This window comes from Burkholderia sp. 28_3, assembly GCF_003253915.1.
GTDB classification, from domain to species: domain Bacteria; phylum Pseudomonadota; class Gammaproteobacteria; order Burkholderiales; family Burkholderiaceae; genus Burkholderia; species Burkholderia cenocepacia.
On the sequence record NZ_QKZF01000014.1, the window covers coordinates 158,854 to 183,416 of the forward strand.

The following is a 24,563-nucleotide window of genomic DNA, read 5'->3' on the forward strand; positions in this document are numbered from 1 at the left end:
CCCGAACTGCCGCCGGCATGGGACACGCGAGCCGACGACATTGCCGCGATACCGCGGGGCGAATCGCAGGAGAGGACGGAAACGCCCGGTTCATCCGGACTCCGATGCGTGTCCGCGCAACGATCGGCGCGTCGATCGTCGCGAACGTGACAAGCCTACACGTCGCTTTCACTCGAACTCGCCCTCGACCACCGGCCGCGATTGGTCGATATACTATGCGCCTCCCATTTCCCCGCACTCGACCATGCGACGACGGTTCTTCTGGCTGATCGTGCTTTCGCTCGGCATTGCGCAGCACGCCGCGGCGCAGCAGGCGCCCGCCTTGCCTGCCTCTGCGCCCGAAGCAGCCGCATCCGCGCCAGGCGACGCATCCGCACCGCTCGCCAACGATCAGCCCAACGAAGCAAACCGCCGCATCACGTCCTACCTGACGAAGAAATTCGGCGTCGCGAAGGAACGCGCCGCGAAGCTCGCCGATATCGTGAGCGTCACTGCGACGAAATATTCGCTGCCGCCGGCACTCGTTTACGCGATTATTTCGATCGAATCGCGCTTCCAGGAAAAGGCGCGCGGCCAGCATGGCGCGACCGGGTTGATGCAGGTCGTACCGTCCGCGCACCGCGGCATGCTGCGCAACGTGAAGGATCTCACCGAGCCGAATGCGAACGTCGAGGTCGGCTCGCGCATTCTGTCGGGCTACGTGAAGGCGGCCGGCGGCAACGTGCAGGCCGGGTTGAAGAGCTACAGCGGCGGATCGAGTGCGTATGCGGCGAAAGTGATGCAGCGCGTCGATGCGTTCCGGTTCGTGCTCGAACCCGAGGACGATGCGAAAAGCGCGAATACCGGGAGCGATGCGAACAACGCGAAGGCACACATGGTGCCGGTCAGCGATCCGTCAGCGGCGCCCGCCGCGAACCGCAACGCGAAGTAAGTGCATGCAGGAACGTAAACGAGTGCGGCGGCGCATTCGCGCCGCCGCCCCATGGAATCGCCGGATCACCTCCCTCGTGCCTTGATCCGGCCCCCTCTGATCAAAGCTGCCCCGCCGCCCCCGTCCACCGCAGGTAATCTCCGCGCGTCCAGTCGAGCGACACGCCCACGCGCTTCGTCCCCGGCCGGATCTTCGGCTTGTACATCGACAGCGTCAGCGATTCCAGCGCCGGCCATTCGCGGAACGACAGCACCGCGAGATCGGCGACGAGCGTCTCCAGCAACCGCGTATGCGGCTTGTGCGCCAGAAACGACGCCACGCGCGCGCAGTACCCGTCGTAATCGATCCACTCGCCCTGCTCGCTCGGCTCGCAGCGATACCCGAGCCGCGCATCGATCACGATCGGCTGCGGCGCCTCGTGCTCGTGCGCGTGAATGCCGATCCGCGCGGGCACCTTCAGTTCGTCGACGAACACGCTCCAGCCGCGCCCGCGCAGGCGCGGCGCGTCGATCGCCACGAACGGTTCGTCGAACGGCTTCATGAGACGAGCGGCGCCGCGGCGTCGAGCATGATGCGCACGAAATAGTCGGCGAAGCTGCGACGCAGGACGATCTCGAACGTGTCGTCGCCGGTCGGGATCAGCGTGATCGGCGACTTGAAGTAGTGCGACTGCGCGCACTGGCCCGGCTTGAACACGCGCGGATGCAGGTCGAGCGGGCAGCCGCGCGCGATCACGTCGCGCACGCGTTCGCCGCTGATCTCGACGACCGTATAGCCGCTGCCGACGTCGACGGCCGCCGCGTACGAGCCCTGCACGGCCTCCGCCAGCTTCGCCTCGAGCACGCCGGCCTGAACCGGCCCGTTCGACCGCACGAGCCATTCGTCGGGGCCGAGCCACAGCACGTCGTACTCGGCGCCGCGCGCCACCGTGTTCGGCTGCGCGGGCGGCCGGCAGCCGACCACGCGCTCGAACGCGGCGACGAATGCCGGATCGTTCAACTCACCGCGCACGTTGACGAGATCGAGGAATGGCCGCTCGCGCAGCGTGAACTTCTTCGATGCGCGCGCCTGGTGCGCCTTCAGCACGTCGGCCGCGCCGACGAACGGCGATTCAAGCGTCACGCCACCCGCACCCGCCACCTGCGTCTGGTTTCTCGTTTCATTCCACATGCTGACGCACCCCTTCGGTATCGTAGAAAACCGGGCTCGAAATCTTCGCGGTGATGCGGCGGCCATTGGCCAGCGGAATCACGACGCTCTCGCCCATCTTGTTCAGGCCGCCCTTCACCACCGCGAGCGCGATCGAGCGCTTCAGGATCGGGCTGTAGTAGCTGGACGTCACGTGGCCGATCATCGGCGTCGGATCGACCGCCGACACCTGCGTGTCCTTCGCGACGATCTGCGCGCCTTCCGGCAGCACGAACTGTTCGTCTTCGGTCAGCAGGCCGACGAACTGCTTGCGGCCTTCCTTCGCGGTATCCGAACGCGACAGCGAACGCTTGCCGAGGAAGTCCTTCGACTTCGCGACGAGCCCGCCCATCCCGAGGTCGTACGGCGTGATCGAGCCGTCGGTGTCCTGGCCGACGATGATGTAGCCCTTCTCCGCGCGCAGCACGTGCATCGTTTCCGTGCCGTACGGCGTGATGTCGAACTCGGCGCCGGCCGCCATCAGCGCTTCCCACACCGCGCGGCCCGCATTCGCCGGCACGTTCACTTCGTAGGCGAGTTCGCCCGAGAAGCTGATCCGCATCACGCGCGCCTTCGCGCCGGCAACCGTGCCGTTGCGGTAGCTCATGAACGGGAACGCCTCATTGCCGAAGTCGATGTCCTGACACACCTTCTGCACGACCTTGCGGCTCTTCGGGCCGACCACCGCGAACGTCGCCCAGTGATCGGTGACGGACGCGAGCCGCACCTTCATGTCGGGCCATTCGGTCTGCAGCCAGCGCTCGAGCCACGTCAGCACGCGCGCCGCGCCGCCAGTGGTGGTCGTCATCATGAAATGCTGGTCGGCGAGGCGCACGGTCACGCCGTCGTCGAACACCATCCCGTTTTCGTCGAGCATCAGCCCGTAGCGGCACTTGCCGATCTCGAGCTTGTTCCACGGGTTCGTGTACATCCAGTTCAGCAGCTTCACCGCGTCCGGGCCCTGGATGTCGATCTTGCCGAGCGTCGACGCATCGAGAATGCCGACGCCGTTGCGCACCGCGAGGCATTCGCGCTTCACGGCCGCATGGAGATCCTCGCCGTTCTTCGGGAAATACCACGGCCGCTTCCAGTTGCCGACGTCCTCGAACATCGCGCCGTGCTCGACGTGCCATTCGTGCACGGCCGTCTTGCGGATCGGGTCGAGGAAGTCGCCCGTCTCGCGGCCCGCGAACGTGCCGAACGACACGGGCGTGTAGTTCGGGCGGAACGTCGTCGTGCCCGTTTCCGGAATCGTCTTGCCGAGCGCGCCCGCGAGGATCGCCATCCCGTTGATGTTGCCGAGCTTGCCCTGGTCGGTGCCGAAGCCCATCGCCGTGTAGCGCTTCACGTGCTCGACCGATTCGAAGCCTTCGCGCGCGGCGAGCAGGATGTCGGCGGCGGCAACGTCGTTCTGGAAGTCGACGAACTGCTTCGGCCCGCGCGCGGCCGCCTCGCGGCTGCCGACGAGCCACAACGGCTGCAGCGCGCCTTCGACGGTTTCCGCGACCTGCGGTGCGGCCGGACGCTGCGCGGCCGTGAAGCCCGCGGCCTTCGCCGCTTCGACGCCCGCATCCACCGCGAGCCGCAGCGCACGGGCGAGCCCGAATTCGCCGGCCGCCGCGCCGATGCTCGCTTCCGCCTGCACGGGCTTGCCCGGCAGGAAGCACGCCTTCTCGTCGTTCCAGCACGCCTTGCCGCCCGATTGCGCGAACAGGTGCAGCACCGGGCTGAAGCCGCCCGACATCGCGACGAGGTCGCACGGCAGCGTCTGCAGCTTGCCGCCGGTCTGGCCGTTCGAGTAGGACGCGACGTCGACCGACGATACGCGCCACTTGCCCGAAGCGGCCGTGACGACCGCGCCGCTCATCACCGTCACGCCCTGCCGCTTCGCAGCGGCCGGCAGCGCGCCGTTCGACGACGCGCGGGAATCGACGACCGTCACCTTCGCGCCGCACGCCTTCAGGTCGAGCGCGGTCTGATAGGCGCGGTCGTTGTTCGTGAACACGACCACGTTGCGGCCCGGCAACACGCCGAAGCGATGCACGTAGGTCGACACCGCGCCCGCCAGCATCACGCCCGGCAGGTCGTTGTTGCCGAACACGATCGGCCGCTCGTGCGCGCCGGTCGCGAGGATCACGCGTTTCGCGCGGACCTTCCACAGCAATTCGCGCGTGCCCTTGCGCATCGACACCGGCAGGTGATCGGTGAGGCGCTGCGTGACCGTCACGAGGTTATGGTCCTGATAGCCGAACGCGGTGCTGCGCGACAGGATCGTCACGTCGGGCAGCTTGCGCAGTTCGGCCTCGATCTTCTCGACCCATTGCAGCGCGGGCTTCGCGTCGATCTCCGCGCGGCACGACAGCAGGCTGCCGCCGAGTTCGCGCTGGTCGTCGACGAGAATCACGCGCGCGCCGGCCGTGGCGGCCGCATGCGCGGCGGCGAGGCCCGACGGGCCACCGCCGACCACGAGCACGTCGCAGTGCGCGTAGCATTTGTCGTAGCGATCGGCGTCGAGCACTTCGGGCGCCTTGCCGAGGCCGGCCGCTTCACGGATCTTCTCTTCGTACTTCGGCCACATGTTGCGCGGCCACATGAAGGTCTTGTAGTAGAACCCGGCCGGCATGAAGCGCGAGAACTTCTGGTTGATCGCATACTTGTCGTTCTCGAGCGTCGGCTCCGCGTTCACGCTGGTCGCGACGAGCCCCTGGTACAGCTCGATCTCGGTCGCGCGCGCGTTCGGCACCGTGTACGGGCCGGTTTCGAGCTGCACGACGGCATTCGGTTCCGCGACGTCCGCCGTCACGATCCCGCGCGGACGGTGGTACTTGAAACTGCGCGCGACGAAATGCACGCCGTTCGCGAGCAGCGCGGACGCGAGCGTGTCGCCCTGGAAGCCCTGGTACGTGCGGCCGTTGAACGTGAACGTCAACGGAATCGCGCGATTGATGCGGCCACCGGTGCCGAGGCGGTCTTTCTGGCTCATTTGCTCGTGCCCTCTTCGTGTGCGTTGCCGGCAGCTGCGCCACTGCTGGCAGCCCCACCGAACTTTTCGTAGCCCTTGATATCGTAGGTCACCGTGTCGCGCGTGACCTTGAACCAGCGGCGGCAGCCCTGCGTGTGCAGCCATTGCTCCTTGTGGAGCCCGCGCTTGTTCTCGCGCATGAACACGTATTCGCCCCATTCGCGGTCGGTCATGGTCTCGTTCGCCACCGGGCGCACGATGTCGGCTTCACCGCCGCACGTGAACTCGGATTCGGCGCGCGGCCCGCACCACGGACATTCGATCAGCAACATGTTTCTTTCTCCTCAGTGCGGTTAGTGCGCGACGGCAGCAGCGCCGTGCTCGTCGATGAGATGCCCCGTGTAGAAGCGGTCGAGCGCGAACGGTGCGTTCAGCGGATGCGGTTCGTCGCGGGCGATCGTGTGCGCGAACACCCAGCCCGAGCCGGGCGTCGCCTTGAAGCCGCCGGTGCCCCAGCCGCAGTTGAAATAGAGGCCCTTCACGTCGGTCTTGGTGATGATCGGGCACGCGTCCGGCGACACGTCGACGATGCCGCCCCACTGGCGGTTCATCCGCACGCGCGAGAACACCGGGAACATCTCGACGATCGCCTGCAGCGTGCTTTCGATGATGTGGAAGCTGCCGCGCTGGCCGAAGCCCGTGTACTGGTCGATACCGGCGCCGATCACGAGGTCGCCCTTGTCGGACTGGCTGATGTACGCGTGCACCGCGTTCGACATGATCACCGAGTTGACGACCGGCTTGATCGGCTCCGACACCAGCGCCTGCAGCGGATGGCTTTCGATCGGCAGACGCACGCCGGCCATGTCGGCGAGCGTCGTCGTGTTGCCGGCGGCGACCACCGCGACCTTCTTCGCCTTGATGAAGCCCTTCACCGTGTCGACGCCGACCACCGCGCCGCCTTCGCGGCGAATGCCCGTGACCTGGCAGTTCTGGATGATGTCCACGCCGGCGCGGTCCGCGCCGCGTGCGAAGCCCCAGGCCACCGCGTCGTGACGCGCGACACCCGCACGGCGCTGGATCGATGCGCCGAGCACCGGGTAGCGGCTGTTCAGGTTGATGGTCGGCTCGATTTCCTTGATCTGCGCGGGCGTCAGGAATTCGGCATCGACGCCGTTCAGCCGGTTCGCGTTCACGCGGCGCTCGGTGTCGCGCACGTCCTGCAGCGTGTGGGCGAGGTTCATCACGCCGCGCTGGCTGAACATCACGTTGTAGTTCAGGTCCTGCGACAGCCCTTCCCACAGCTTCATCGCCTTCTCGTACAGCGCGGCCGATTCGTCCCACAGATAGTTCGAGCGCACGATCGTCGTGTTGCGCGCGGTGTTGCCGCCGCCGATCCAGCCCTTCTCGAGGATCGCGACGTTCGTGATCCCGTGTTCCTTCGCGAGGTAGTACGCGGTCGCGAGGCCGTGGCCGCCGCCGCCGACGATCACGACGTCGTATTCCTTCTTCGGCTCCGGGCTCTTCCACTGCTTCTCCCAGTTCTCGTGATACGAGAGGCCGTTGCGGAACAGGCTGAATATCGAGTAGCGGCTCATGTTTGGATCCTTCGTTAGCATTCGATGACGTTCACGGCGAGGCCGCCGCGCGACGTTTCCTTGTATTTCGTCTTCATGTCGGCGCCGGTTTCGCGCATCGTCTTGATCACGGAATCGAGCGATACGTAGTGCTGGCCATTGCCCTTGAGCGCCATGCGCGACGCGTTCAACGCCTTGATCGCGCCCATCGCGTTGCGCTCGATGCACGGAATCTGCACGAGCCCGCCGACCGGGTCGCAGGTCATCCCGAGGTTGTGCTCCATGCCGATCTCGGCCGCGTTCTCGACCTGGTCGGGCGTGCCGCCCATCACGGCGGCGAGCGCGGCGGCGGCCATCGAGCACGCGACGCCCACTTCGCCCTGGCAGCCGACTTCCGCGCCGGAGATCGACGCGGTTTCCTTGTAGATGATCCCGATCGCCGCGGCCGTCAGCAGGAATTCGACGATGCCGGCTTCGTTCGAGCCCGGCACGAACTTCACGTAGTAGTGCAGCACCGCGGGGATCACGCCGGCCGCGCCGTTGGTCGGCGCGGTGACGACCCGGCCGCCGGCCGCGTTCTCTTCGTTCACGGCCATCGCATACAGGTTGACCCAGTCGAGCATCGACAGCGGATCGCGCAGCGACTCTTCCGAACGCGCGCGCAGGCGGCCATTCAACTCGGCCGCGCGACGCTTCACGCGCATCGGGCCCGGCAGGTCGCCCTCGACCTTGCAGCCGCGCTCGACGCAGGCGGCCATCGTGCGCCAGATCGCGAGCAACCCGGCGCGCACTTCGTCGGCGGGGCGCAGCGCGCATTCGTTGCGCAGCATCAGTTCGGCGATCGACAGCCCGTGTTCGCGGCACTGGCGCATCAGGTCGTCGCCGGTGCGGAACGGATACGGTACGTCGACCGCCGCCCGTACGCCGTTCACGCGATCGCCGTCCCGGTTCACGACGAAGCCGCCGCCGACCGAGTAATACTCCTTCTCGACGAGCAACTGGCCGTGTTCGTCGAACGCCTGGAAGCGCATCCCGTTCGGGTGCACGATGCTCGTGCCGCTCATCAGCTTGCGAAAGAAGCCGATGTGCTCCTTTTCCTCGAAGCGCACCGTCTGCTTGCCGAGCAGCGACAGCGTCTTCTCCGCGCGGATCGCGGCGAGCCGCGGCTCGATCAGGTCCGGATCGATCGTGTCGGGCAGGTGGCCCTCGAGGCCGAGCAGCACGGCCTTGTCGGTGCCGTGGCCCTTGCCGGTCGCGCCGAGCGAGCCGTACAGCTCGACCCGCACGCGGCGCACGAAGCCGAGCAGGTTCGCGTCCTCGACGTGCGACGCGAAGCGGCACGCGGCGATCATCGGGCCGACCGTATGCGAACTGGACGGGCCGATGCCGATCTTGAACAGGTCGAACGCGCTGACGTTCATCTGGCTTCCTTTGGGTTGCATGCGTGAAATGTCGTTGGGCCCCAGTACATCAAAGCGTAAAATCGGCCGATAGAACAAAAACGGCATCGGCGTGGGATAGCGCCGCCAAGCGCCGCGCCGGCCGGCCCGAAAGTGCGTTTTGGCGATGGTTCGCGACGAAAAACCACAAGTCCGGCCGCGGCCGATCGGCGACGCTGGCTGCATCCGCGCCGCCCCGGCAGCCGTAACCCGCAAACCGAGTGAAACGAGTGAGACCGCCTGCCCGGCGTGACGAGATTGGCCGCGATGACCCCCGACGTACCCGCTTCCCCCCTCGCAGAACCCGCGCCGCGGCGCATCCGCTTCGGCATCGTGCTGCTGCCGAACTTCACGCTGACGGCCTTCTCCGGCTTCGTCGACATGCTGCGGCTGTCGGCCGACGACGGCGACTACAGCAAGCCGGTGCGCTGCGCGTGGAGCGTGATCGGCGAGACGCTCGCGCCGGTGCGCGCGAGTTGCGGGATCCAGATCACGCCGTGGGAGACGTTCGACGCGGCCGAGCCGTTCGACTATGTGGTGGTGGTCGGCGGGCTGCTGCATTCGGGGCCGCAGGCCGGCCCTGAAACGCTCGATTTCGTCCGCCGCGCGGCGGCGGACGGCGCGACGGTCGTCGGCATCTGCACCGGCGTGTTCACGTTGATGCGCGCCGGCGTGCTCGACGGCTACCGCACCTGCGTGAGCTGGTTCCATTACTGGGATTTCATCGAGCGCTTTCCGTCCGCCGACCCCGACCTGCTGATCGCCGACCGGCTGTTCGTGATCGACCGGCGCCGGATCACGTGCTCGGGCGGCCGCGCGTCGATCGACGTCGCCGCCGCGATCCTGCTGCGCCATTTCGATCATGCGACCGTGCAGAAGGCGCTGCGCATCCTGCTGGTCGGCGAGATGCAGAAAGGCAATGCGCCGCAGCCGCATCCGCCGGGCCTCGAGCCGGCGACGCATCCGAAGGTCAAGCGCGCGATTCTTCTGATGGAACAGCACGTCGGGCGGGCGCTGCCGCTCGAGGAACTCGCGTGCAAGCTCGACCTGTCGACGCGGCAGCTCGAACGGCTGTTCAAGGCGGAGACCGGCAAGAGTCCGCAGGCCTTCGCGAAACAGGTGCGGCTGCGTACCGCCGCGTGGCTGCTGACGAGTTCGGACCGCACGGTCGCCGATATCGCGTCGAGCTGCGGATTCGCCGATGCGTCGCACCTCGGGCGCGAATTCCGCAAGCAGTTCGGCGTGCCGCCGGCGACGTATCGCGAGCGCGGCGGCGACGTGGCTGAAGTCGCCGCGACGCCCGACGGGTCGGCCGATCCGGTCGAGGACATCGCCGACTGAACGCCCCCGGGCGCGCATCCGCCTCCCCCGTCGATTGCGGATCGACACACGTTCACATCGGTTTCGCCGCTTTTGGAACCGGTTCCAGTCAACTTAGCCGACGTTCGCCGCCGTAAAACGAGGGTTATCCCGGATGCTGATGCCCGCTCAAATTTGTATGATGACCACATCACCTTACAAACCTGAGCATCATGTTCGAGAAAATTCCCGCCCGGGCGATGAGCGACCATGTCGCGCAGCAACTGCTCAAGCAGATCGAAGTGGGCAGCTTCTCGGCCACCGGCAAGCTGCCGACCGAGGCCGTGCTCGCGCAGGAATTCGGCGTGAGCCGCACCGTGATCCGCGAGGCGATCTCGCGGCTGAAGAACGAAGGCGTGGTCGAGCCGCGCCAGGGCAGCGGCGTGTTCGTAAACCAGCACGGCGCGATCCGGCCGCTGCGGATCGACTACGCGGAAGCCGTCGAGGCGAGCTCGCTGCCGCATCTGCTCGCGGTACGCCGCGCGATCGAGGCTGAAGTCGCGGCCGAAGCCGCGCTGCACCACACCGCCGACGACATGGCCGACATCGACGACGCGCTGCGCAAGATCGACGAAGCGGTGGCCGAAGGGCGCGACGGCGTCGCGGAAGACGTCGCGTTCCACCGCACGATCGCGGCCGTCACCGGCAACCCGTATTTCCTGAAGACGCTGCAGTTCCTGAACCAGTACCTCGAAGCCGGCGTGAAGGTCACGCGGCGCAACGAAGCGACGCGCGAGGACTTCTCGCGCCAGGTGCGCGACGAACACGCGGCGATCGCCGACGCGATCCGCGCGCGCGACCCGATGGCCGCCCGCAACGCGGCGCGCACGCACATGTACAACGCCGCCCGCCGTCTCGCGGAAGCCGGCATCTGCTGAAAGCCGGCGGCGCGGCCGTTCCCGGCAGCGCCGCCGTCACGAACCTCCCCGAATCGATCAAGGTTGACCATGTCACGAAATGTTGGAGTCATCGGCCTCGGCGCGATGGGCCTCGGCGTCGCACGCTCGCTGCTGCGCGCCGGGCTGCGCGTGCACGCATGCGACGTGCGCGACACCGTGCTGCAGGCGTTCGCCGCCGAAGGCGGCATCGCGTGCGCGACGCCGGCCGAACTCGGCGCGCAGTGCGACGTCGTCGTCACGCTCGTCGTCAATGCCGCGCAAACGGAAACGGTGCTGTTCGGCGAACACGGCGCGGTCGCGGCGATGAAGCCGGGCGGCGTCGTGATCGCGAGCGCGACCGTCGCACCCGAATTCGCGGTCGCGCTCGGCGCACGCATCGAGGCTGCGGGCCTGCAGATGCTCGACGCGCCCGTGTCGGGCGGCGCGGCGCGCGCGGCCTCCGGCGAGATGACGATGATGACGTCGGGCCCGGCCGCCGCGTATGCCGGCTGCGAGGACGTGCTCGCCGCGATCGCCGGCAAGGTGTACCGCCTGGGCGACGCGCACGGCATCGGCTCGAAAGTGAAGATCATCAATCAGTTGCTGGCCGGCGTGCATATCGCGGCGGCCGCCGAGGCGATGGCGCTGGGCCTGCGCGAAGGCGTCGATGCCGACGCGCTGTACGACGTGATCACGCACAGCGCCGGCAATTCGTGGATGTTCGAGAACCGTGTGCCGCACATCCTGAACGGCGACTACACGCCGCTGTCGGCCGTCGACATCTTCGTAAAGGATCTCGGCCTCGTGCTCGATACCGCGCGCCGCAGCAAATTCCCGCTGCCGCTATCGGCCACCGCGCACCAGATGTTCATGAGCGCGTCGAGCGCCGGCCACGGCGGCGAGGACGATTCCGCCGTGATCAAGACTTTCCCCGGCATCACGCTGCCGCCCGCCCGCTGATTCGAACGACGCTTTTGCCATGACCGCTTCCGCTTCCCGTCCCCTGCTCGGCTGCATCGCCGACGATTTCACCGGCGCGACCGATCTCGCGAACATGCTCGTCAAGAGCGGCATGCGCACCGTGCAGACGATCGGCGTGCCCGCCGACGGCGCCGCTGCCGACACGATCGTCGACGCCGACGCGATCGTCGTCGCGCTGAAGTCGCGCACGATTCCCGCCGCCGACGCCGTCGCGCAATCGCTCGCCGCGTACGAATGGTTGCGCGCGCAAGGGTGCCGCCAGTTCTTCTTCAAGTACTGCTCGACGTTCGATTCGACCGACGCGGGCAACATCGGGCCGGTGGCCGACGCGCTGCTCGACGCGGCCGGCGGCGACTTCACGGTCGCGTGCCCGGCATTCCCCGAGAACGGCCGCACGATCTATCGCGGCCACCTGTTCGTCGGCGACGTGCTGCTGAACGAATCGGGGATGGAGAATCATCCGCTCACGCCGATGAAGGACGCGAACCTCGTGCGCGTGCTGCAACGGCAGACGCAGTCGCCGGTCGGCCTGATCCGCTACGACACGATCGCGCTCGGCGCGGCCGCCGTGCGCGCGCGGATCGACCAGCTGCGCGCGGAAGGCGCCCGTTTCGCGATCGCCGACGCGCTGTCGGACCGCGATCTCTACGTACTCGGCGAAGCGTGCGCAGGCCTGCCGCTCGTCACCGGCGGCTCGGGCATCGCGCTCGGCCTGCCCGCGAATTTCCGCCGCGCGGAGCAACTGCCCGAGCGCGACAACGCGGCGTCGCTGCCGCGCATCGACGGCCTGTCGGCGGTGCTCGCCGGCAGCGCGTCGAAAGCCACCAACGCACAGGTCGCCGCGTGGCGTGCGACGCGGCCGAGCTTCCGCATCGATCCGCTCGCGGCCTCGCGCGGCGAGCCCGTCGTGGAGCAGGCGCTCGCGTTTGCGCGCGCGCACCTGCCGCAGCCCGTGCTGATCTACGCAACGGCCACGCCCGACGAAGTGAAAGCCGTGCAGCAGGCGCTCGGCGTCGACGCGGCCGGCCATCTCGTCGAAAGCACGCTCGCGGCGATCGCCCGCGGGCTGCGCGAACTCGGCGTGCGCAAGTTCGTCGTCGCGGGCGGCGAAACGTCCGGCGCGGTCGTGCAGGCGCTCGACGTGAAGTCGCTGCAGATCGGCGCGCAGATCGATCCGGGCGTGCCGGCCACGGCCACCGTCGACGCGCAGCCGCTCGGCCTCGCGCTGAAATCCGGCAACTTCGGCACGACCGACTTTTTCGACAAGGCGCTGCGCGCGCTGGACGGAGCCGCACGATGAGCGACGAAGCCAAACTGCGCGAAGAGATCTGCGTGGTCGGCGCGAGCCTGTACGCGCGCGGCCATGCGGTCGGCAGCGCCGGCAACATCAGCGCGCGCCTGCATGACGGCTGGCTGATCACGCCAACCGACGCCTGCCTCGGCCGGCTCGACCCGAACGACATCGCGAAAGTCGGCGCCGACGGGCAGCCCGTCTCGGGCGGCAAGCCGTCGAAGACGCTCGCGCTGCATCGCGGCATCTATGCGCGCAACGCCGCAGCAAACGGCGTCGTCCACACGCATTCGACGCACCTCGTCGCATTGACGCTCGCGGGCGTGTGGCGCGACACCGACGTGCTGCCGCCGATCACGCCGTACTACGTGATGAAGGTCGGGCACATTCCGCTGATCCGTTACCGCCGCCCCGGCGACCCGGCCGTCGCGGCCGAAGTCGCGGCGCTGGCCGACCAGGTGCGCGGCGTGCTGCTCGATCGCCTCGGCCCCGTGATGTGGGGGCCGTCGGTATCGCACGCGTCGTATGCGCTCGAGGAGCTCGAGGAAACCGCGCGGCTGTGGCTGATGACGCAGCCGAAGCCGGAACCGCTGTCCGACGCCGCGCTCGACGAACTGCGCCAGACCTTCGGCGCGCGCTGGTAACGCGTCGCCGTCCGGATCACGCACCGCTTCCCATGCCCGCCGTGTGCGCGGGCCCTTCCGTCAGCACACACACGATCCGGCGGCGTACGCGCCGCCGGTACACGATAGTCCAGGAGACGACGATGACTGCTCTCGACGCGGCCGCAAGCCGCTCGCCCGCCGCGGCCGCCCAATCGGGCGAACTCGACCGCACCTACAAGAAAGTGTTCTGGCGCATCGTGCCGTTCCTGATGCTCTGCTACGTGGTCGCGTATCTCGACCGCGTGAACGTCGGCTTCGCCAAGCTGCAGATGTCGCAGGATCTCGCATTCAGCGAAACCGTGTTCGGGCTCGGCGCCGGGATTTTCTTCCTCGGCTACTTCCTGTTCGAACTGCCGAGCAACATGCTGATGCACCGCATCGGCGCGCGCATCTGGATCGCGCGGATCATGATCACGTGGGGGCTGCTGTCCGCGCTGTTCGCGTTCGTGAAGACGCCCACGCAGTTCTACGTGCTGCGCTTCCTGCTCGGCCTCGCGGAAGCCGGCTTCTACCCGGGCGTGATCCTGTACCTCACGTACTGGTTCCCGTCGCACCGCCGCGCGAAGATCATCGCGGTGTTCATGTCCGCGATTCCGGTGTCGGGCATCTTCGGCAACCCGCTGTCGGGCTGGATCATGGAGCGCTTCCACGGCGGCTCGGGCTTCCACGGCTGGCAATGGATGTTCATGATCGAAGCCGTGCCGGCCGTGCTCGTCGGCATCGCGACGATCCTGTATCTCGACAACAGCATTCGCAGCGCGAAATGGCTCGACGAGCGCGAGAAGCAGTTGCTCGAAGACGAGATCGCCGCGCAGCCGCAGGAACAGCAGAAGCACGGCCATTCGCTGAAGGCCGTGTTCTCGGACCCGCGCATGTGGTGGATGTCGCTGATCTACTTCGCGTTCGTCACCGGCCAGTACGGGCTCACGTTCTGGATGCCGACGCTCGTGAAATCGACCGGCATCACCGATACGCTGCAGATCGGCCTGCTGTCGGCGATTCCGTTCGTCGTCGCGATCGTCGTGATGAACCTGTTCGGCCACAGCGCGGACAAGCGCCGCGAACGCCGCTGGCACCTGATCGTGCCGGCGCTGATGGGCGCGATCGGGTTTGCGGTCGCCGCGTCGTACTCGCACAATACGGCGGTGTCGATCGTGTTCCTGTCGCTCGCGGCAGGCGGCGTGCTGACCTGCGCGCCGCTGTTCTGGTCGCTGCCGACCGCGTTCCTCGCCGGCTCCGCGGCCGCGGCCGGGATCGCGATCATCAACTCGGTCGGCAACCTCGCCGGTTTCGCGAGCCCGTACGTGATCGGCTACCTGAAGGACGTCACGCACAGCACGTCGTCCGGCATGTACGTGCTCGCGGCGATGCTCGTGCTCGGCGCGATCGCGGTATGGCTCACGCCGCCCAAGCTCGTGAACCGCTGATCCGCCGCCGGCCGATTCATCATTCGACGCGGGGCGCATGGCGCCCCGCTCCCTTCATTCACAGGACCCGCTGCCATGCCCCGCTTCGCCGCCAACCTCTCGATGATGTATACCGAGCATGCGTTCCTCGAACGCTTCGCCGCTGCCGCCCATGACGGTTTCAAGGCCGTCGAGTACCTGTTCCCGTACGACTTCGCGGCCGAGGACATCCGCGCGCGCCTCGACGCGCACGGCCTCGAACAGGCGCTGTTCAACGCGCCGCCGGGCGACTGGGCCGCGGGCGAACGCGGCATTGCGTCGCTGCCGGGCCGCGAGGACGAATTCCGCCGCGGCATCGACCAGGCGCTCGACTATGCGCGCGTGATCGGCAACAAGAAGCTGCACGTGATGGCCGGCATGGTCGCGCCGGGCGCCGACCGCGCGCGCCATCGCGACACCTACCTGGCGAACCTGCGTCATGCGGCGCAGGCGGCGGCCGCGCACGGCATCACGATCCTGATCGAGCCGATCAACCAGCGCGACATGCCCGGCTATTTCCTGAGCCGCCAGGACGACGCGCAGGCGATCCGCGCGGAAATCGGTGCACCGAACCTGAAGGTGCAGTTCGACTGCTACCACTGCCAGATCGTCGAAGGCGATCTCGCGATGAAGCTCAAGCGCGATTTCGCGGGCATCGGCCATATCCAGATCGCGGGCGTGCCTGAACGCCACGAGCCGGATGTCGGCGAACTCAACTACCCGTACCTGTTCGCGCTGATCGACGCACTCGGCTACGACGGCTGGATCGGCTGCGAGTATCGGCCGAAGGCCGGCACGTCGGAAGGCCTCGGCTGGCTCAAGCCGTACCTGTAATTCAAGCATTCCTCAGAGGGCAACCAACATGAAAGTACTGATCACCGGCGGCGCCGGCTTTCTCGGCCAGCGTCTTGCGCGCAAGCTGCTCGAGCGCGGCGAACTGACCGGCCCGGACGGTCGCAGCGAGAAGATCGACGAGCTGGTGCTGCTCGACGTCGTCAAGGGCAGCGATTTCGGCGATGCGCGCGTGACGTCGATCGTCGGCGACATCGCCGATCGCGCGGTGCTCGACAGCGCGATCGACACGCAGACGGGCGCGATCTTCCACCTCGCGGCGATCGTCAGCGGGCAAGCCGAAGCCGATTTCGATCTCGGCATGCGGATCAATCTCGACGCATCGCGCACGCTGCTCGAAGTGTGCCGCGCGCGCGGCCACCAGCCGCGTGTCGTGTTCACGAGCTCCGTCGCGGTGTACGGCGGCGCGCTGCCCGACGTCGTGCAGGACGACACCGCGCTGAACCCGCAATCGTCGTACGGCGCCGAGAAGGCGATCGCCGAACTGCTGCTGTGCGATTACGCGCGGCGCGGCTTCGTCGACGGCCGCGTGCTGCGGCTGCCGACCATCAGCGTGCGGCCCGGCCGCCCGAACGCGGCCGCGTCGTCGTTCGCGAGCGGCATCATCCGCGAGCCGCTGAACGGCGAGGAAAGCGTGTGCCCGGTGCCCGGCTCGACGCGGCTGTGGCTGCTGTCGCCGCGCGGCGCGATCGAAGCGCTCGTCGCCGGCTGTGAACTCGACAGCGCGAAGCTCGGCAACAAGCGCGTGATCAACCTGCCGGGGCTGTCGGTGTCGGTCGACGAGATGATCGCGGCGCTGCGCGACGTCGCGGGCGACGAGGTCGTCAAGCTGATCCGTCATGCGCCCGACGAACGCGTCGAGAAGATCGTCGGCAGCTGGCCGGGCCGCTGGGATACGTCGCGCGCGGAAGCACTCGGGCTGAAGGGCGACGCGTCGTTCGCGGACGTGATCCGCAGTCATATCGCGGACGAACGGCGCTGATTTGCGCCGGGCCGGGCCGCCTCGACGCGGCTCGGCCGGACTTTCCGACGCGCCACGACGCGCGTCGCGTCCCGCCCGCGTGCCGGCCTACCCGGACGCTTCGCGTCGAGCGCGAGCGCCGGCATGAAGCACGCATCGGCGCCGGGACGACACCGCACCCCCGCTCCACACGATTCGTATCCGCGCGACCCGCAGCGCGCGCGCCTCGCTCTGTCGCGATGCCGGCGGTCTCTCGCCACACGGGGACATGTCGGCCCCTAGTTGCCGACCTGCGCCGGCATGCCGGGTTCGGCCGCCGGCGTCGCCGACGCCGCCATGCGCGCCCGATCCTGCTCGGCGAGCTTCGCTTCCGCGGCCTGGATGTCGGCCGGATACTCGCCGTCGTCGCCCTTCGCCGGGTCGTACCCGGCCGCTTCGAGACGCATCAGTTCGTCGCGGACCTGCGCACGCGTCAGCGGGGCGGCCGCTTGCGCGAACGCCGACTGACCGGCGAGCGCACCGATCATCATCAGTAGTGCGACATATGTTTTCATCATGAACTCCTTCAACGTGATGTACCGATCAACCATGGGACAGGCGTGAGCTGCGCATGCAGGCGGGTGGATCAGCTGCCGAAATAGATCGTGCAGAAGCTCGCGGGGCCGACGCATGCGGCGGTGCCCGGACGCGGCGACATCGCCGCCGGCTTGCCCGCTTCGGACGACAAGGCCGGATCGCTGCCGACCGCCGTGCTGGCCTGCCGCTGCGGCATCCGCTCGGCTTGATGCTGAAACAGCGGGCTCACGTCCGGATACGACGTATCGGTCACGAAGCGCAACCCGTTGTTTTCGGCATCGATCAGTTCCTGCCGGACCTGCTCGCGCGTGAGCGCCTGTGCCGACGCTTGCGTCGCGACACCTGCGAGAGACATTGCCGCCACCGTGGCGGCCACCAGCCATTGCGTATTCATGTTCCACTCCTTCATCGATCAACGAGACGACGTGCTACACCCGTATGACGACGGAGGGGTCGTGTTTATTCCCGGCTTGCCATTCGCGCCGGCCGGACATTCAACTGTCATTCATTCGTCAGCCGGCGTAACCTGACGTAACGCAATGCCCGTCGCGCTTCGGCAGACTGACCAGCACTTCATCCGGACCGCCCATCGATCGCCCATGTCCGCCGCCTACGACCATGCAGCCGCCCTGCTGCGCACGCTGTACGACCGCCATATCGACAGCGGTGCGGTGCTCGACGCGGCCGCATTCCCGGATGCCGAGCGTTTCGTGCGCGCGTGGCCCGCGATCCGCGCGGAGGCGCTGGCGGTAGCACGCGACATGCCGCGCATCCCGCGCTTTCACGAAATCATGCGCGAGCAGTACGACATCTCGGCCAACGACGCACGCGACTGGCGCATGTTCATCATGCAGGCGTACGGGCAGCCGTTTCCGCGCAACCTGTCGCGCTGCCCGACCGTCGCGTCGCTCGTCGCGGCGTCGCCGGACGTGCTGTCCGCGTCGCTGTCGTTCCTCGCGCCCGGCAAGCACATCCCGCCGCATCGCGGGCCGTTTCGCGGCATCCTGCGCGGGTATCTCGTGCTGTCGATGCCGACGCGCGCGGACGGTACGCCGGCCGCCGTGCTGAAGGTCGACGGGCACGAATACCGGCTCGACGAAGGCCGCTTCCTGCTGTGGGACGACACGTTCACGCACGAGGTATGGAACGACAGCGACGCGGTGCGGATCGTGCTGCTGCTCGATATCCGCCGCCGCGGGATGCCGCGCTGGCTCACGTGGCTGTCGAATGCGGTGATCGGCGTCGTGCGGCTGGGGATCCGGATCCGGGGGCGGTCGATTCCGGTGTAGCCGCCGCCACCCTGCACGGCGCCTTCAATGCACCTTTCGGCGCACGCCGGATCGCCTACACTACAAGCCGTCCCTTCGTGCGGCTCCTGCCAGCTACCGCCATGGCGCACCTCTTCTTCGCCGCGTCGATCCAGCGGCACGTCGAAACGCCCGAGCGCGACATCGACGCGCACACGGTCGGCGAAGCATTCGACACCATTTTCAGCGAGCAGCCACGGTTGCGCGGCTACATCGTCGACGACCAGGGCGCGCTGCGAAAGCACCTGTCGGTGTTCATCGACGGCCAGCCGATCCGCGACCGGCAGCGCCTGTCCGATGCGCTCGGGACCACCAGCCGCGTGTATGTCGTGCAGGCGCTGACCGGCGGATAAAGGGACCGATGCACGGGCGCATCCCCATACCAAGTGCCGCCGTACCAAGGCGAACCATCCGGAGACATCGCACATGAACGATCGACTGCTCGTCGCCACCCGCAAGGGCCTGTTCGTCCTGCAACCGGACGGCAACGGCGGTTGGACGCCCGGCGAACCGCATTTCATCGGCGAGCCCGTCAGCATGGCGCTCGCCGATCCGCGCGACGGCACGCTGTACGCGGCGCTCAATCTCGGTCATTTCGGCGTGAAGCTGCATCGGCTGCGCGCAGGCGCCACCGACTGGGAGGAATGCGCGGTTCCGGTTTATCCGCCGCAGCCAGCCGATGTGTCGCCTGCCCGTGCCGACACGCGCGCAGGCAGCGGCGACACCGACGACGAGCCTGCCGGATCGCCGCAACCGCCGTGGACGCTGCAGCAAATCTGGTCGCTCGAAGCCGGCGGCGCGGACGAACCCGGCGTGCTGTGGGCCGGCACGATTCCCGGCGGCCTGTTCCGCTCCGACGACCACGGCGACTCGTGGGTCCTCAACCGCGCGCTGTGGGATCGCCCCGAACGCGCCGAATGGGGCGGCGGCGGGTACGACGCGCCGGGCATCCATTCGGTGATGGTCGATCCGCGCGACAGCCGGCACGTCACCGTCGGCGTCTCGTGCGGCGGCGTCTGGCAGACCGTCGACGGCGGCGCGACCTGGCGCGTCACGGCGGAAGGCATGGAAGCCGACTACATGCCGCCCGAGCGGCGCGGCGAGCCGAACATGCAGGATCCGCACCGCGTCGTGCAGTGCGCGGCCAACCCGGACGTGCTGTGGACCCAGCATCACTGCGCGATCTTCCGCTCGACCGACGGCGGCGAACACTGGCGGCGCATCGAGGCCGAGCCATCGAGCTTCGGTTTCGCGGTGGCCGTGCATCCGCACGAACCGGATACCGCGTGGTTCGTGCCGGCCGTGAAGGACGCGTGCCGGATCCCGGTGAACGGCCGGTTCGTCGTCACGCGCACGCGCGACGGCGGCCGCAGTTTCGAGAGTCTGTCGAACGGGTTGCCGGCCGCGCCGGCGTACGACCTCGTGTACCGGCACGGGCTCGCGGTGGACGATTCCGGCACGCGCCTCGCGATGGCGTCGACGACGGGCGGACTATGGACGTCCGCCGATGGCGGCGAGCACTGGCAACAGATATCGGCGCACTTGCCGCCGGTCTATTGCGTCAGCTTCGGGTAGCGGCGCGGCGCTCATCGGGCGCGATCCGCGCCACCGCGTCGCGGGTCCGGGCGATTTCCGCTTCGAGCCAGTCGAGAAACCGCCTGACCTGCGGCTCGCGCTCCCGCCCCGGCCGGCACAGCGCGACGAAGCGCGCGCCGTCGAGCCGCACCGCGGGATCGATCGGCATCAATGCGCCGCGCTCGACATGCTCGGCGGCCAGCACGGAGCTGAGCAGCGCGACACCCTGCCCGTGCAGCACGGCCTGCAACGCGTAATGCTCGTCGTCGTAATGGCGAAACACCGCGCGTTCGAGCCACGCTTGCCGGCCCGCCGCACGGCACCACGACGCCCAGTCGACCGACACGGGCAGCGGCGTGTCCCACACGGTCTCGATCAGATCGAGCGGCGCGTCCGTGCGATGCGCATCGAACCCGGCGGCCGCATACGCGCCGAAGTACTCGTCGATCAACGCAATCTCGTGCAGCGCGGGAAACTGGCGCGACGTCGCGCGAATCGCGAGATCGATCCGTGCATCGCGTTCGAGATCGACGAGCGCGTTTCCGGTTTCGACCTTGATGTGCAGATGCGGATCGACGCGGCGAAACGCACCGAGACGCGGAATCAGCCACATCGCCGCAAAGGCCGGCGTCGTGGTCAGCACGAGCGTGCGCTCGTCGGCCGCCTCCGGACGCACCGCGTCGAGCCCGCGGCTCAACGCCAGCAACGCATCGTGACTCGCGCGAAACAGCCGCTCGCCTTCTTCGGTCAGCCGCACGCCGCCCGCGCCGCGCTCGAACAGCAGCACGCCGACGCGGCTCTCGAGCGCCTTGATCTGGTGCGACACGGCCGCCGGCGTCACGGACAACTCGTCCGCGGCAGCCTTGAACGTGCCGAGCCGTGCCGACGCTTCGAATACACGTAATGCGGTCAGGGGAATTTTCGAGAACACGGAGCCTCGCGGGCCGGATGCGGCCGGGTTGAATTGGATTCAATCCGGGTGAGATTAGGTGAATTGAAGCGGGTGCGCAACGCGGCTAGCCTTGCGGGACGTTGCGGCATGACGCCGCCGTCGAACCGGAGGAACCCGTGCAAGGCCTACCGCGCAGGATCACGCAGGCGGTGCTCTACGAAGCGATCGCCATTTCCTGCATCTCGCCCGTGATCGCGGCGATCTTCAAGCAGGACCTCGTCTACTCGGGTGCGCTGTCGGCGACGATGTCGGCGATCGCGATGCTGTGGAACCTGATCTTCAACGCACTGTTCGAGCGCTGGGAAGCGTCGCGCCGACAGCCGGCGCGTACGCTCGGGCGGCGCATCCTGCACGCCACCGGATTCGAGGGCGGACTGATCTTCATCCTCGTGCCGGTCGTGTCGGGGTGGCTCGACATCTCGTGGTTCGACGCGTTCGTCGTCGACATCGGGCTGTTCGCGTTCTTCTTCTGCTACGCGTTCGTGTTCCAGTGGGCGTTCGATCGCGTGTTCGACGTGCCGGCGGCGACGAAGGGATCGTGAGTCGGGCGCTTACGCCCCCGCGGCAATTTTCGGCAACTGCCAGCCGAAGCGCACCGCCGCCATTCGCAGCGCAAAGCACGCGACGCCGCCCAGCACGGCCGCGACGACGGGCGGGCAACCGAGTCGCCGGCACGACACGACGACGACCGCACCGAGCAGCGCCGCGCTCGCGTAGATGTCGGTGACCAGCACGACCGGTATCCGTGCGAGCAGCAGATCGCGCACCACGCCGCCCCCGCAGCCGGTCACGGCGCCCATCAGCGTGGCGATGAACGGGTGGACGCGAAATTCCAGCGCCTTCACCGCGCCCGCGACCGCGAACAACGCGAGGCCGGCCGCATCGAGCGCCGTCAGCAGCGACGGCGGGAACGACGCGACCCGCGCATGAAACACGAACGCGAACAGCCCGGCGGCGAACGCGAGCGCCGGATAACGCCAGTCGCTCACGGCGCTCGGCGGGCGGGCGCCGATCAGCAGGTCGCGAATCACGCCGCCGCCAAGCGCGACGACGAGCGACAGCACCATCACCCCGAACAGGTCGAGTCCGGCGCCGATCGCCGCATTGGCGCCCTCGATCGCGAACACCGCCGTGCCCGCGAGATCGGCGGCGAGCACGACTTGCTCGATGCGCTTCATGCGAATGAACGGCCGCGGTGCGGGATCGCCCGGTTGCAGCCAGCATCGACCGAAGCGGTCGCGCCATTCGGTCGCGTGGCGGCTGCCGATTGCCATCCGGATGTATCGAGCGTGCTGCGGGTCATTGCCGTCTCCTCGATCGGGATCGAGCAGTCTAGCGCATCGCCGGCCAGCGGTCGGGCCAAGCGCGAAGCGGGCAGCAAAAAACCGGCGCAAGCAGGGCACCCTGCTTGCGCCGGCTCATCATGCACGTCAGGTTTTGGGTCGCAACCGCCAAGCCCGACAGGTCACCGTCAATGCACGCCGAGGTACGCCTTCACCGCCGGCAGGCCCGGCTTGCCGTCGAGCGTCGTCACGCCCGCGAGCCACTTGTCGAGGGCTTGCGGATTCGCCTTCAGCCATTCGGCGGCGGCCTTGTTCGGATCCTGCTTGTTCATGATCGGCACCATCACGTGGTTCTCGATCGACGTCGTGAACTGCAGGTTCGACACGAACTTCGCGACGTTCGGGCAGCGCTGCGAGTAGTCGGGCGGCGTCGCCGTCAGCACCTTCGCCTCGCCGTAGTTCGGGCCAAACACGTCGTCGCCGCCGGTCAGGTAGTCGATCTTCATCTGCACGTTCATCGGATGCGGTTCCCAGCCGAGGAAGACGATCCACTGCTTGTCGCGGATCGCGCGATTCACCTCGACCAGCATCCCGGCCTCGCTCGACTCGACCAGCTTGAACTTGCCGAGGCCGAACTGGTTGCCGTCGATCATCTTCTTGATCAGCGCATTGCCGTCGTTGCCCGGCTCGATCCCGTAGATCTTGCCGTTGAGCTTGTCCGCGTACTTCTGGATGTCCGCGAACGACTTCAGGCCGCCCTGGTACACGTAGTCGGGCACCGCGAGCGTGTATTTCGCGCCGGTCAGGTTGGGCGTCGCGAGCACCTTGATCGTGCCGGCCTTCGTGAACGGCTGGATGATCGGGTCCATCGTCGGCGACCAGTAGCCGAGGAACACGTCGATCTGCTTGCTCTTGATCCCGGCGAACGTGATCGGCACCGACGCGATCGTCTTCGTCGGGTTGTAGCCGAGCCCCTGCAGCATCGTCGACGCGAGGCCCGTGGTCGCCGCGATGTCGGACCAGCCGACATCGGCGAAGCGCACGTTCTTGCATACGGGCGGATCGGCCGCATAAACGGCCGACATCGGCGCGGCCACCCCGATCCCGCACACCGCTGCGATCAATAGGCGCTTCATCTTGCTTCTCCTCAAAGTGATGTCGTTTGCTTGAATGCGGGATCGTTTATTGAAGCCGCGCGCCGCGATCCCGGCGACGTCGCGGACCGAATGACCGCCCGTTCAGCGCCCCGGCAGCCGGCGCTCGTAGCTCGGTGCATGGCCGAACTGCGCGCGGTATGCCTTGCTGAAATGGCACGGCGAATGAAACCCGCAGACCGTCGTCACGCGCGCGATCGATGCATCGGTCGTGCGCAGCAGGTCGCGTGCGCGCTTCAGGCGCAGCGTCAGGTAATAGTGGGTCGGCGAAACGTTCAGGTACACCTTGAACATGCGCTGCAGATGCCGCTGCGACAGCCGCACGAGCCGCGCGAGTTCCTCGAGCGACAGCGGCTCCTCGATGTTCGCCTCCATCAGCCGCACGACCTCGATCAGCTCCGCGCGCGAGAAGCCCACCCGCGCATCGACCGGAATCGGCTGCGTATCGGTCGAACTGCGGATGCGCTCGAGGATGAACTGCTCGGATACCTGCGCGGCCAGTTGCTGGCCGAAGCGCATGCCGACGAGGTTCAGCATCAGGTCGAGCGGCGCGGTGCCGCCGGTGCAGGTGAGCCGGTCGCGATCGACGACGAACAACTCGTCGGCGAAGCCCACCCGCGGAAATTCGGAATGCAGCGCGGACAGGTTTTCCCAGTGCACGGTGCAGCGATAGCCGTCGAGCAACCCGCTCGACATCAGCGCATAGGCGCCCGTGCAGATGCCGCCGAGCGGCAGCCCGCGTTCGGCGAGCGCCGCGAGCGTATCGCGCGCGCCCTCGTCGACCACGTCGCGGATGCGGATGCCGCCGCACACGATCATCACGTCGGGCAGGTTGTCGTAGTCGAGCGCCTGCGTGGGCCGCACCGCGATGCCGTTACTGGCATGCACGGGCGCGCCGTCGAGCGAGTAGATCGACCACTTGTAGTGTTCCGCCCGCCCGACGTAGTTCGCCATCCGAAGCACTTCGACCGCGCTCGAGAACGCGATCATCGAGAAGTTCGGCAGCGTCAGGAAGCCGAAATGGGCGAGGGACGAAACCGGTGAAACGCAGGCGGCGGGCGCGACAGCGACGGCGGACGTCACATCGGTCTCCTGGCGAGGAGGTTGCAGGGGGCCAGCCCCGCGGCCGAAGCCGCGGGAACCGTTATCTATTCAGGGTGTGCGGCCAGGTCGCTCCTGGCCGCCGA

General features: G+C 67.8%; 25 protein-coding genes. 13 read left to right on the forward strand and 12 right to left on the reverse strand.

Features of this window, described 5'->3' with window-relative positions; genetic code table 11:
• The first annotated feature begins 244 nt into the window (after positions 1-244).
• Positions 245-931, forward strand: coding sequence for a lytic transglycosylase domain-containing protein (locus tag DFS13_RS26070; RefSeq protein ID WP_077056648.1), 687 nt, complete (start codon positions 245-247; stop codon positions 929-931).
• A 100-nt stretch (positions 932-1,031) separates the two neighbouring features.
• Here DFS13_RS26070 and DFS13_RS26075 read toward each other — a convergent pair whose 3' ends face one another.
• From DFS13_RS26075 to DFS13_RS26100, 6 genes are read right to left on the reverse strand one after another with little or no spacing between them, the layout of a single operon-like run.
• The gene (locus DFS13_RS26075) at positions 1,032-1,472 is read right to left on the reverse strand and encodes a dihydroneopterin aldolase (RefSeq protein ID WP_006489139.1); all 441 of its coding nucleotides are present in this window, start codon (positions 1,470-1,472) and stop codon (positions 1,032-1,034) included.
• The gene (locus DFS13_RS26080; protein WP_006489116.1) at positions 1,469-2,101 is read right to left on the reverse strand and encodes a sarcosine oxidase subunit gamma; all 633 of its coding nucleotides are present in this window, start codon (positions 2,099-2,101) and stop codon (positions 1,469-1,471) included. Before DFS13_RS26080 ends, DFS13_RS26075 begins: the two co-directional genes overlap by 4 nt.
• Positions 2,091-5,102 (reverse strand): sarcosine oxidase subunit alpha family protein, encoded by a 3,012-nt coding sequence (locus DFS13_RS26085; protein WP_006496826.1) that lies wholly within the window; start codon positions 5,100-5,102, stop codon positions 2,091-2,093. Before DFS13_RS26085 ends, DFS13_RS26080 begins: the two co-directional genes overlap by 11 nt.
• Positions 5,099-5,413, reverse strand: a complete 315-nt coding sequence (locus DFS13_RS26090) for a sarcosine oxidase subunit delta (protein ID WP_006496825.1) — start codon at positions 5,411-5,413, stop codon at positions 5,099-5,101. The genes DFS13_RS26085 and DFS13_RS26090 overlap by 4 nt, the downstream gene beginning before the upstream one ends.
• Before the next feature lie 21 nt (positions 5,414-5,434).
• The gene (locus DFS13_RS26095) at positions 5,435-6,679 is read right to left on the reverse strand and encodes a sarcosine oxidase subunit beta family protein (protein WP_006480591.1); all 1,245 of its coding nucleotides are present in this window, start codon (positions 6,677-6,679) and stop codon (positions 5,435-5,437) included.
• Positions 6,680-6,693: 14 nt separating this feature from the next.
• Positions 6,694-8,079 (reverse strand): L-serine ammonia-lyase, encoded by a 1,386-nt coding sequence (locus tag DFS13_RS26100; protein WP_006489136.1) that lies wholly within the window; start codon positions 8,077-8,079, stop codon positions 6,694-6,696.
• 285 nt (positions 8,080-8,364) lie between these two features.
• Here DFS13_RS26100 and DFS13_RS26105 point away from each other — a divergent pair, with 285 nt between their 5' ends.
• From DFS13_RS26105 to denD, 8 genes are all read left to right on the forward strand, one after another.
• On the forward strand, positions 8,365-9,438 hold the full coding sequence (locus DFS13_RS26105; protein WP_006489138.1) for a GlxA family transcriptional regulator: 1,074 nt from the start codon (positions 8,365-8,367) through the stop codon (positions 9,436-9,438).
• A gap of 191 nt (positions 9,439-9,629) precedes the next feature.
• A complete protein-coding gene (locus tag DFS13_RS26110) occupies positions 9,630-10,334 on the forward strand; it encodes a FadR/GntR family transcriptional regulator (protein WP_006489135.1) in 705 nt (234 codons plus the stop codon).
• A 69-nt stretch (positions 10,335-10,403) separates the two neighbouring features.
• Entirely contained in the window at positions 10,404-11,294 is an 891-nt protein-coding gene (ltnD, locus tag DFS13_RS26115) for an L-threonate dehydrogenase (RefSeq protein WP_006489132.1), read from the forward strand.
• A gap of 19 nt (positions 11,295-11,313) precedes the next feature.
• Positions 11,314-12,615 carry a 3-oxo-tetronate kinase gene (gene otnK, locus DFS13_RS26120; RefSeq protein ID WP_006496823.1) on the forward strand — a complete coding sequence of 434 codons (1,302 nt, stop codon included), beginning with the start codon at positions 11,314-11,316 and terminating at the stop codon, positions 12,613-12,615.
• A complete protein-coding gene (locus DFS13_RS26125) occupies positions 12,612-13,250 on the forward strand; it encodes an aldolase (RefSeq protein WP_006489112.1) in 639 nt (212 codons plus the stop codon). Before otnK ends, DFS13_RS26125 begins: the two co-directional genes overlap by 4 nt.
• Before the next feature lie 122 nt (positions 13,251-13,372).
• Positions 13,373-14,698, forward strand: a complete 1,326-nt coding sequence (locus DFS13_RS26130) for an MFS transporter (protein ID WP_006489121.1) — start codon at positions 13,373-13,375, stop codon at positions 14,696-14,698.
• 75 nt (positions 14,699-14,773) lie between these two features.
• Positions 14,774-15,550: a 2-oxo-tetronate isomerase gene (gene otnI / locus DFS13_RS26135; RefSeq protein WP_060211766.1), complete on the forward strand. Its 777-nt coding sequence runs from the start codon at positions 14,774-14,776 to the stop codon at positions 15,548-15,550.
• 28 nt (positions 15,551-15,578) lie between these two features.
• Positions 15,579-16,550 carry a D-erythronate dehydrogenase gene (gene denD / locus DFS13_RS26140; protein WP_006489120.1) on the forward strand — a complete coding sequence of 324 codons (972 nt, stop codon included), beginning with the start codon at positions 15,579-15,581 and terminating at the stop codon, positions 16,548-16,550.
• A 257-nt stretch (positions 16,551-16,807) separates the two neighbouring features.
• Here denD and DFS13_RS26150 read toward each other — a convergent pair whose 3' ends face one another.
• Together DFS13_RS26150 and DFS13_RS26155 are read right to left on the reverse strand one after the other, a co-directional pair.
• Positions 16,808-17,083 (reverse strand): DUF4148 domain-containing protein, encoded by a 276-nt coding sequence (locus DFS13_RS26150; protein ID WP_034178321.1) that lies wholly within the window; start codon positions 17,081-17,083, stop codon positions 16,808-16,810.
• 71 nt (positions 17,084-17,154) lie between these two features.
• Positions 17,155-17,499 carry a DUF4148 domain-containing protein gene (locus DFS13_RS26155; protein ID WP_006489118.1) on the reverse strand — a complete coding sequence of 115 codons (345 nt, stop codon included), beginning with the start codon at positions 17,497-17,499 and terminating at the stop codon, positions 17,155-17,157.
• A gap of 205 nt (positions 17,500-17,704) precedes the next feature.
• Between DFS13_RS26155 and DFS13_RS26160 the strand changes: the two genes are divergently transcribed.
• From DFS13_RS26160 to DFS13_RS26170, 3 genes are all read left to right on the forward strand, one after another.
• A complete protein-coding gene (locus tag DFS13_RS26160; protein WP_006489133.1) occupies positions 17,705-18,394 on the forward strand; it encodes an aspartyl/asparaginyl beta-hydroxylase domain-containing protein in 690 nt (229 codons plus the stop codon).
• Positions 18,395-18,495: 101 nt separating this feature from the next.
• On the forward strand, positions 18,496-18,765 hold the full coding sequence (locus DFS13_RS26165; RefSeq protein WP_006489119.1) for a MoaD/ThiS family protein: 270 nt from the start codon (positions 18,496-18,498) through the stop codon (positions 18,763-18,765).
• Between the two features lie 73 nt (positions 18,766-18,838).
• Positions 18,839-19,987 (forward strand): hypothetical protein, encoded by a 1,149-nt coding sequence (locus DFS13_RS26170; RefSeq protein ID WP_006489115.1) that lies wholly within the window; start codon positions 18,839-18,841, stop codon positions 19,985-19,987.
• Here DFS13_RS26170 and DFS13_RS26175 read toward each other — a convergent pair.
• On the reverse strand, positions 19,974-20,918 hold the full coding sequence (locus DFS13_RS26175; RefSeq protein ID WP_006489108.1) for a LysR substrate-binding domain-containing protein: 945 nt from the start codon (positions 20,916-20,918) through the stop codon (positions 19,974-19,976). The genes DFS13_RS26170 and DFS13_RS26175 overlap by 14 nt on opposite strands.
• 137 nt (positions 20,919-21,055) lie before the next feature.
• On the opposite strand from DFS13_RS26175, the gene DFS13_RS26180 reads away from it, so the two are divergent.
• Positions 21,056-21,481, forward strand: a complete 426-nt coding sequence (locus DFS13_RS26180) for a PACE efflux transporter (RefSeq protein ID WP_012493547.1) — start codon at positions 21,056-21,058, stop codon at positions 21,479-21,481.
• A gap of 9 nt (positions 21,482-21,490) precedes the next feature.
• On the opposite strand, the gene DFS13_RS26185 is transcribed toward DFS13_RS26180, so the two are convergent.
• The 3 genes from DFS13_RS26185 to DFS13_RS26195 form a co-directional block, all read right to left on the reverse strand.
• Positions 21,491-22,213, reverse strand: a complete 723-nt coding sequence (locus DFS13_RS26185; protein ID WP_006489127.1) for a trimeric intracellular cation channel family protein — start codon at positions 22,211-22,213, stop codon at positions 21,491-21,493.
• 197 nt (positions 22,214-22,410) lie between these two features.
• Positions 22,411-23,358 carry a choline ABC transporter substrate-binding protein gene (locus tag DFS13_RS26190; RefSeq protein WP_006489128.1) on the reverse strand — a complete coding sequence of 316 codons (948 nt, stop codon included), beginning with the start codon at positions 23,356-23,358 and terminating at the stop codon, positions 22,411-22,413.
• Positions 23,359-23,460: 102 nt separating this feature from the next.
• Entirely contained in the window at positions 23,461-24,459 is a 999-nt protein-coding gene (locus DFS13_RS26195) for a GlxA family transcriptional regulator (RefSeq protein ID WP_006489109.1), read from the reverse strand.
• Positions 24,460-24,563: the final 104 nt, after the last annotated feature.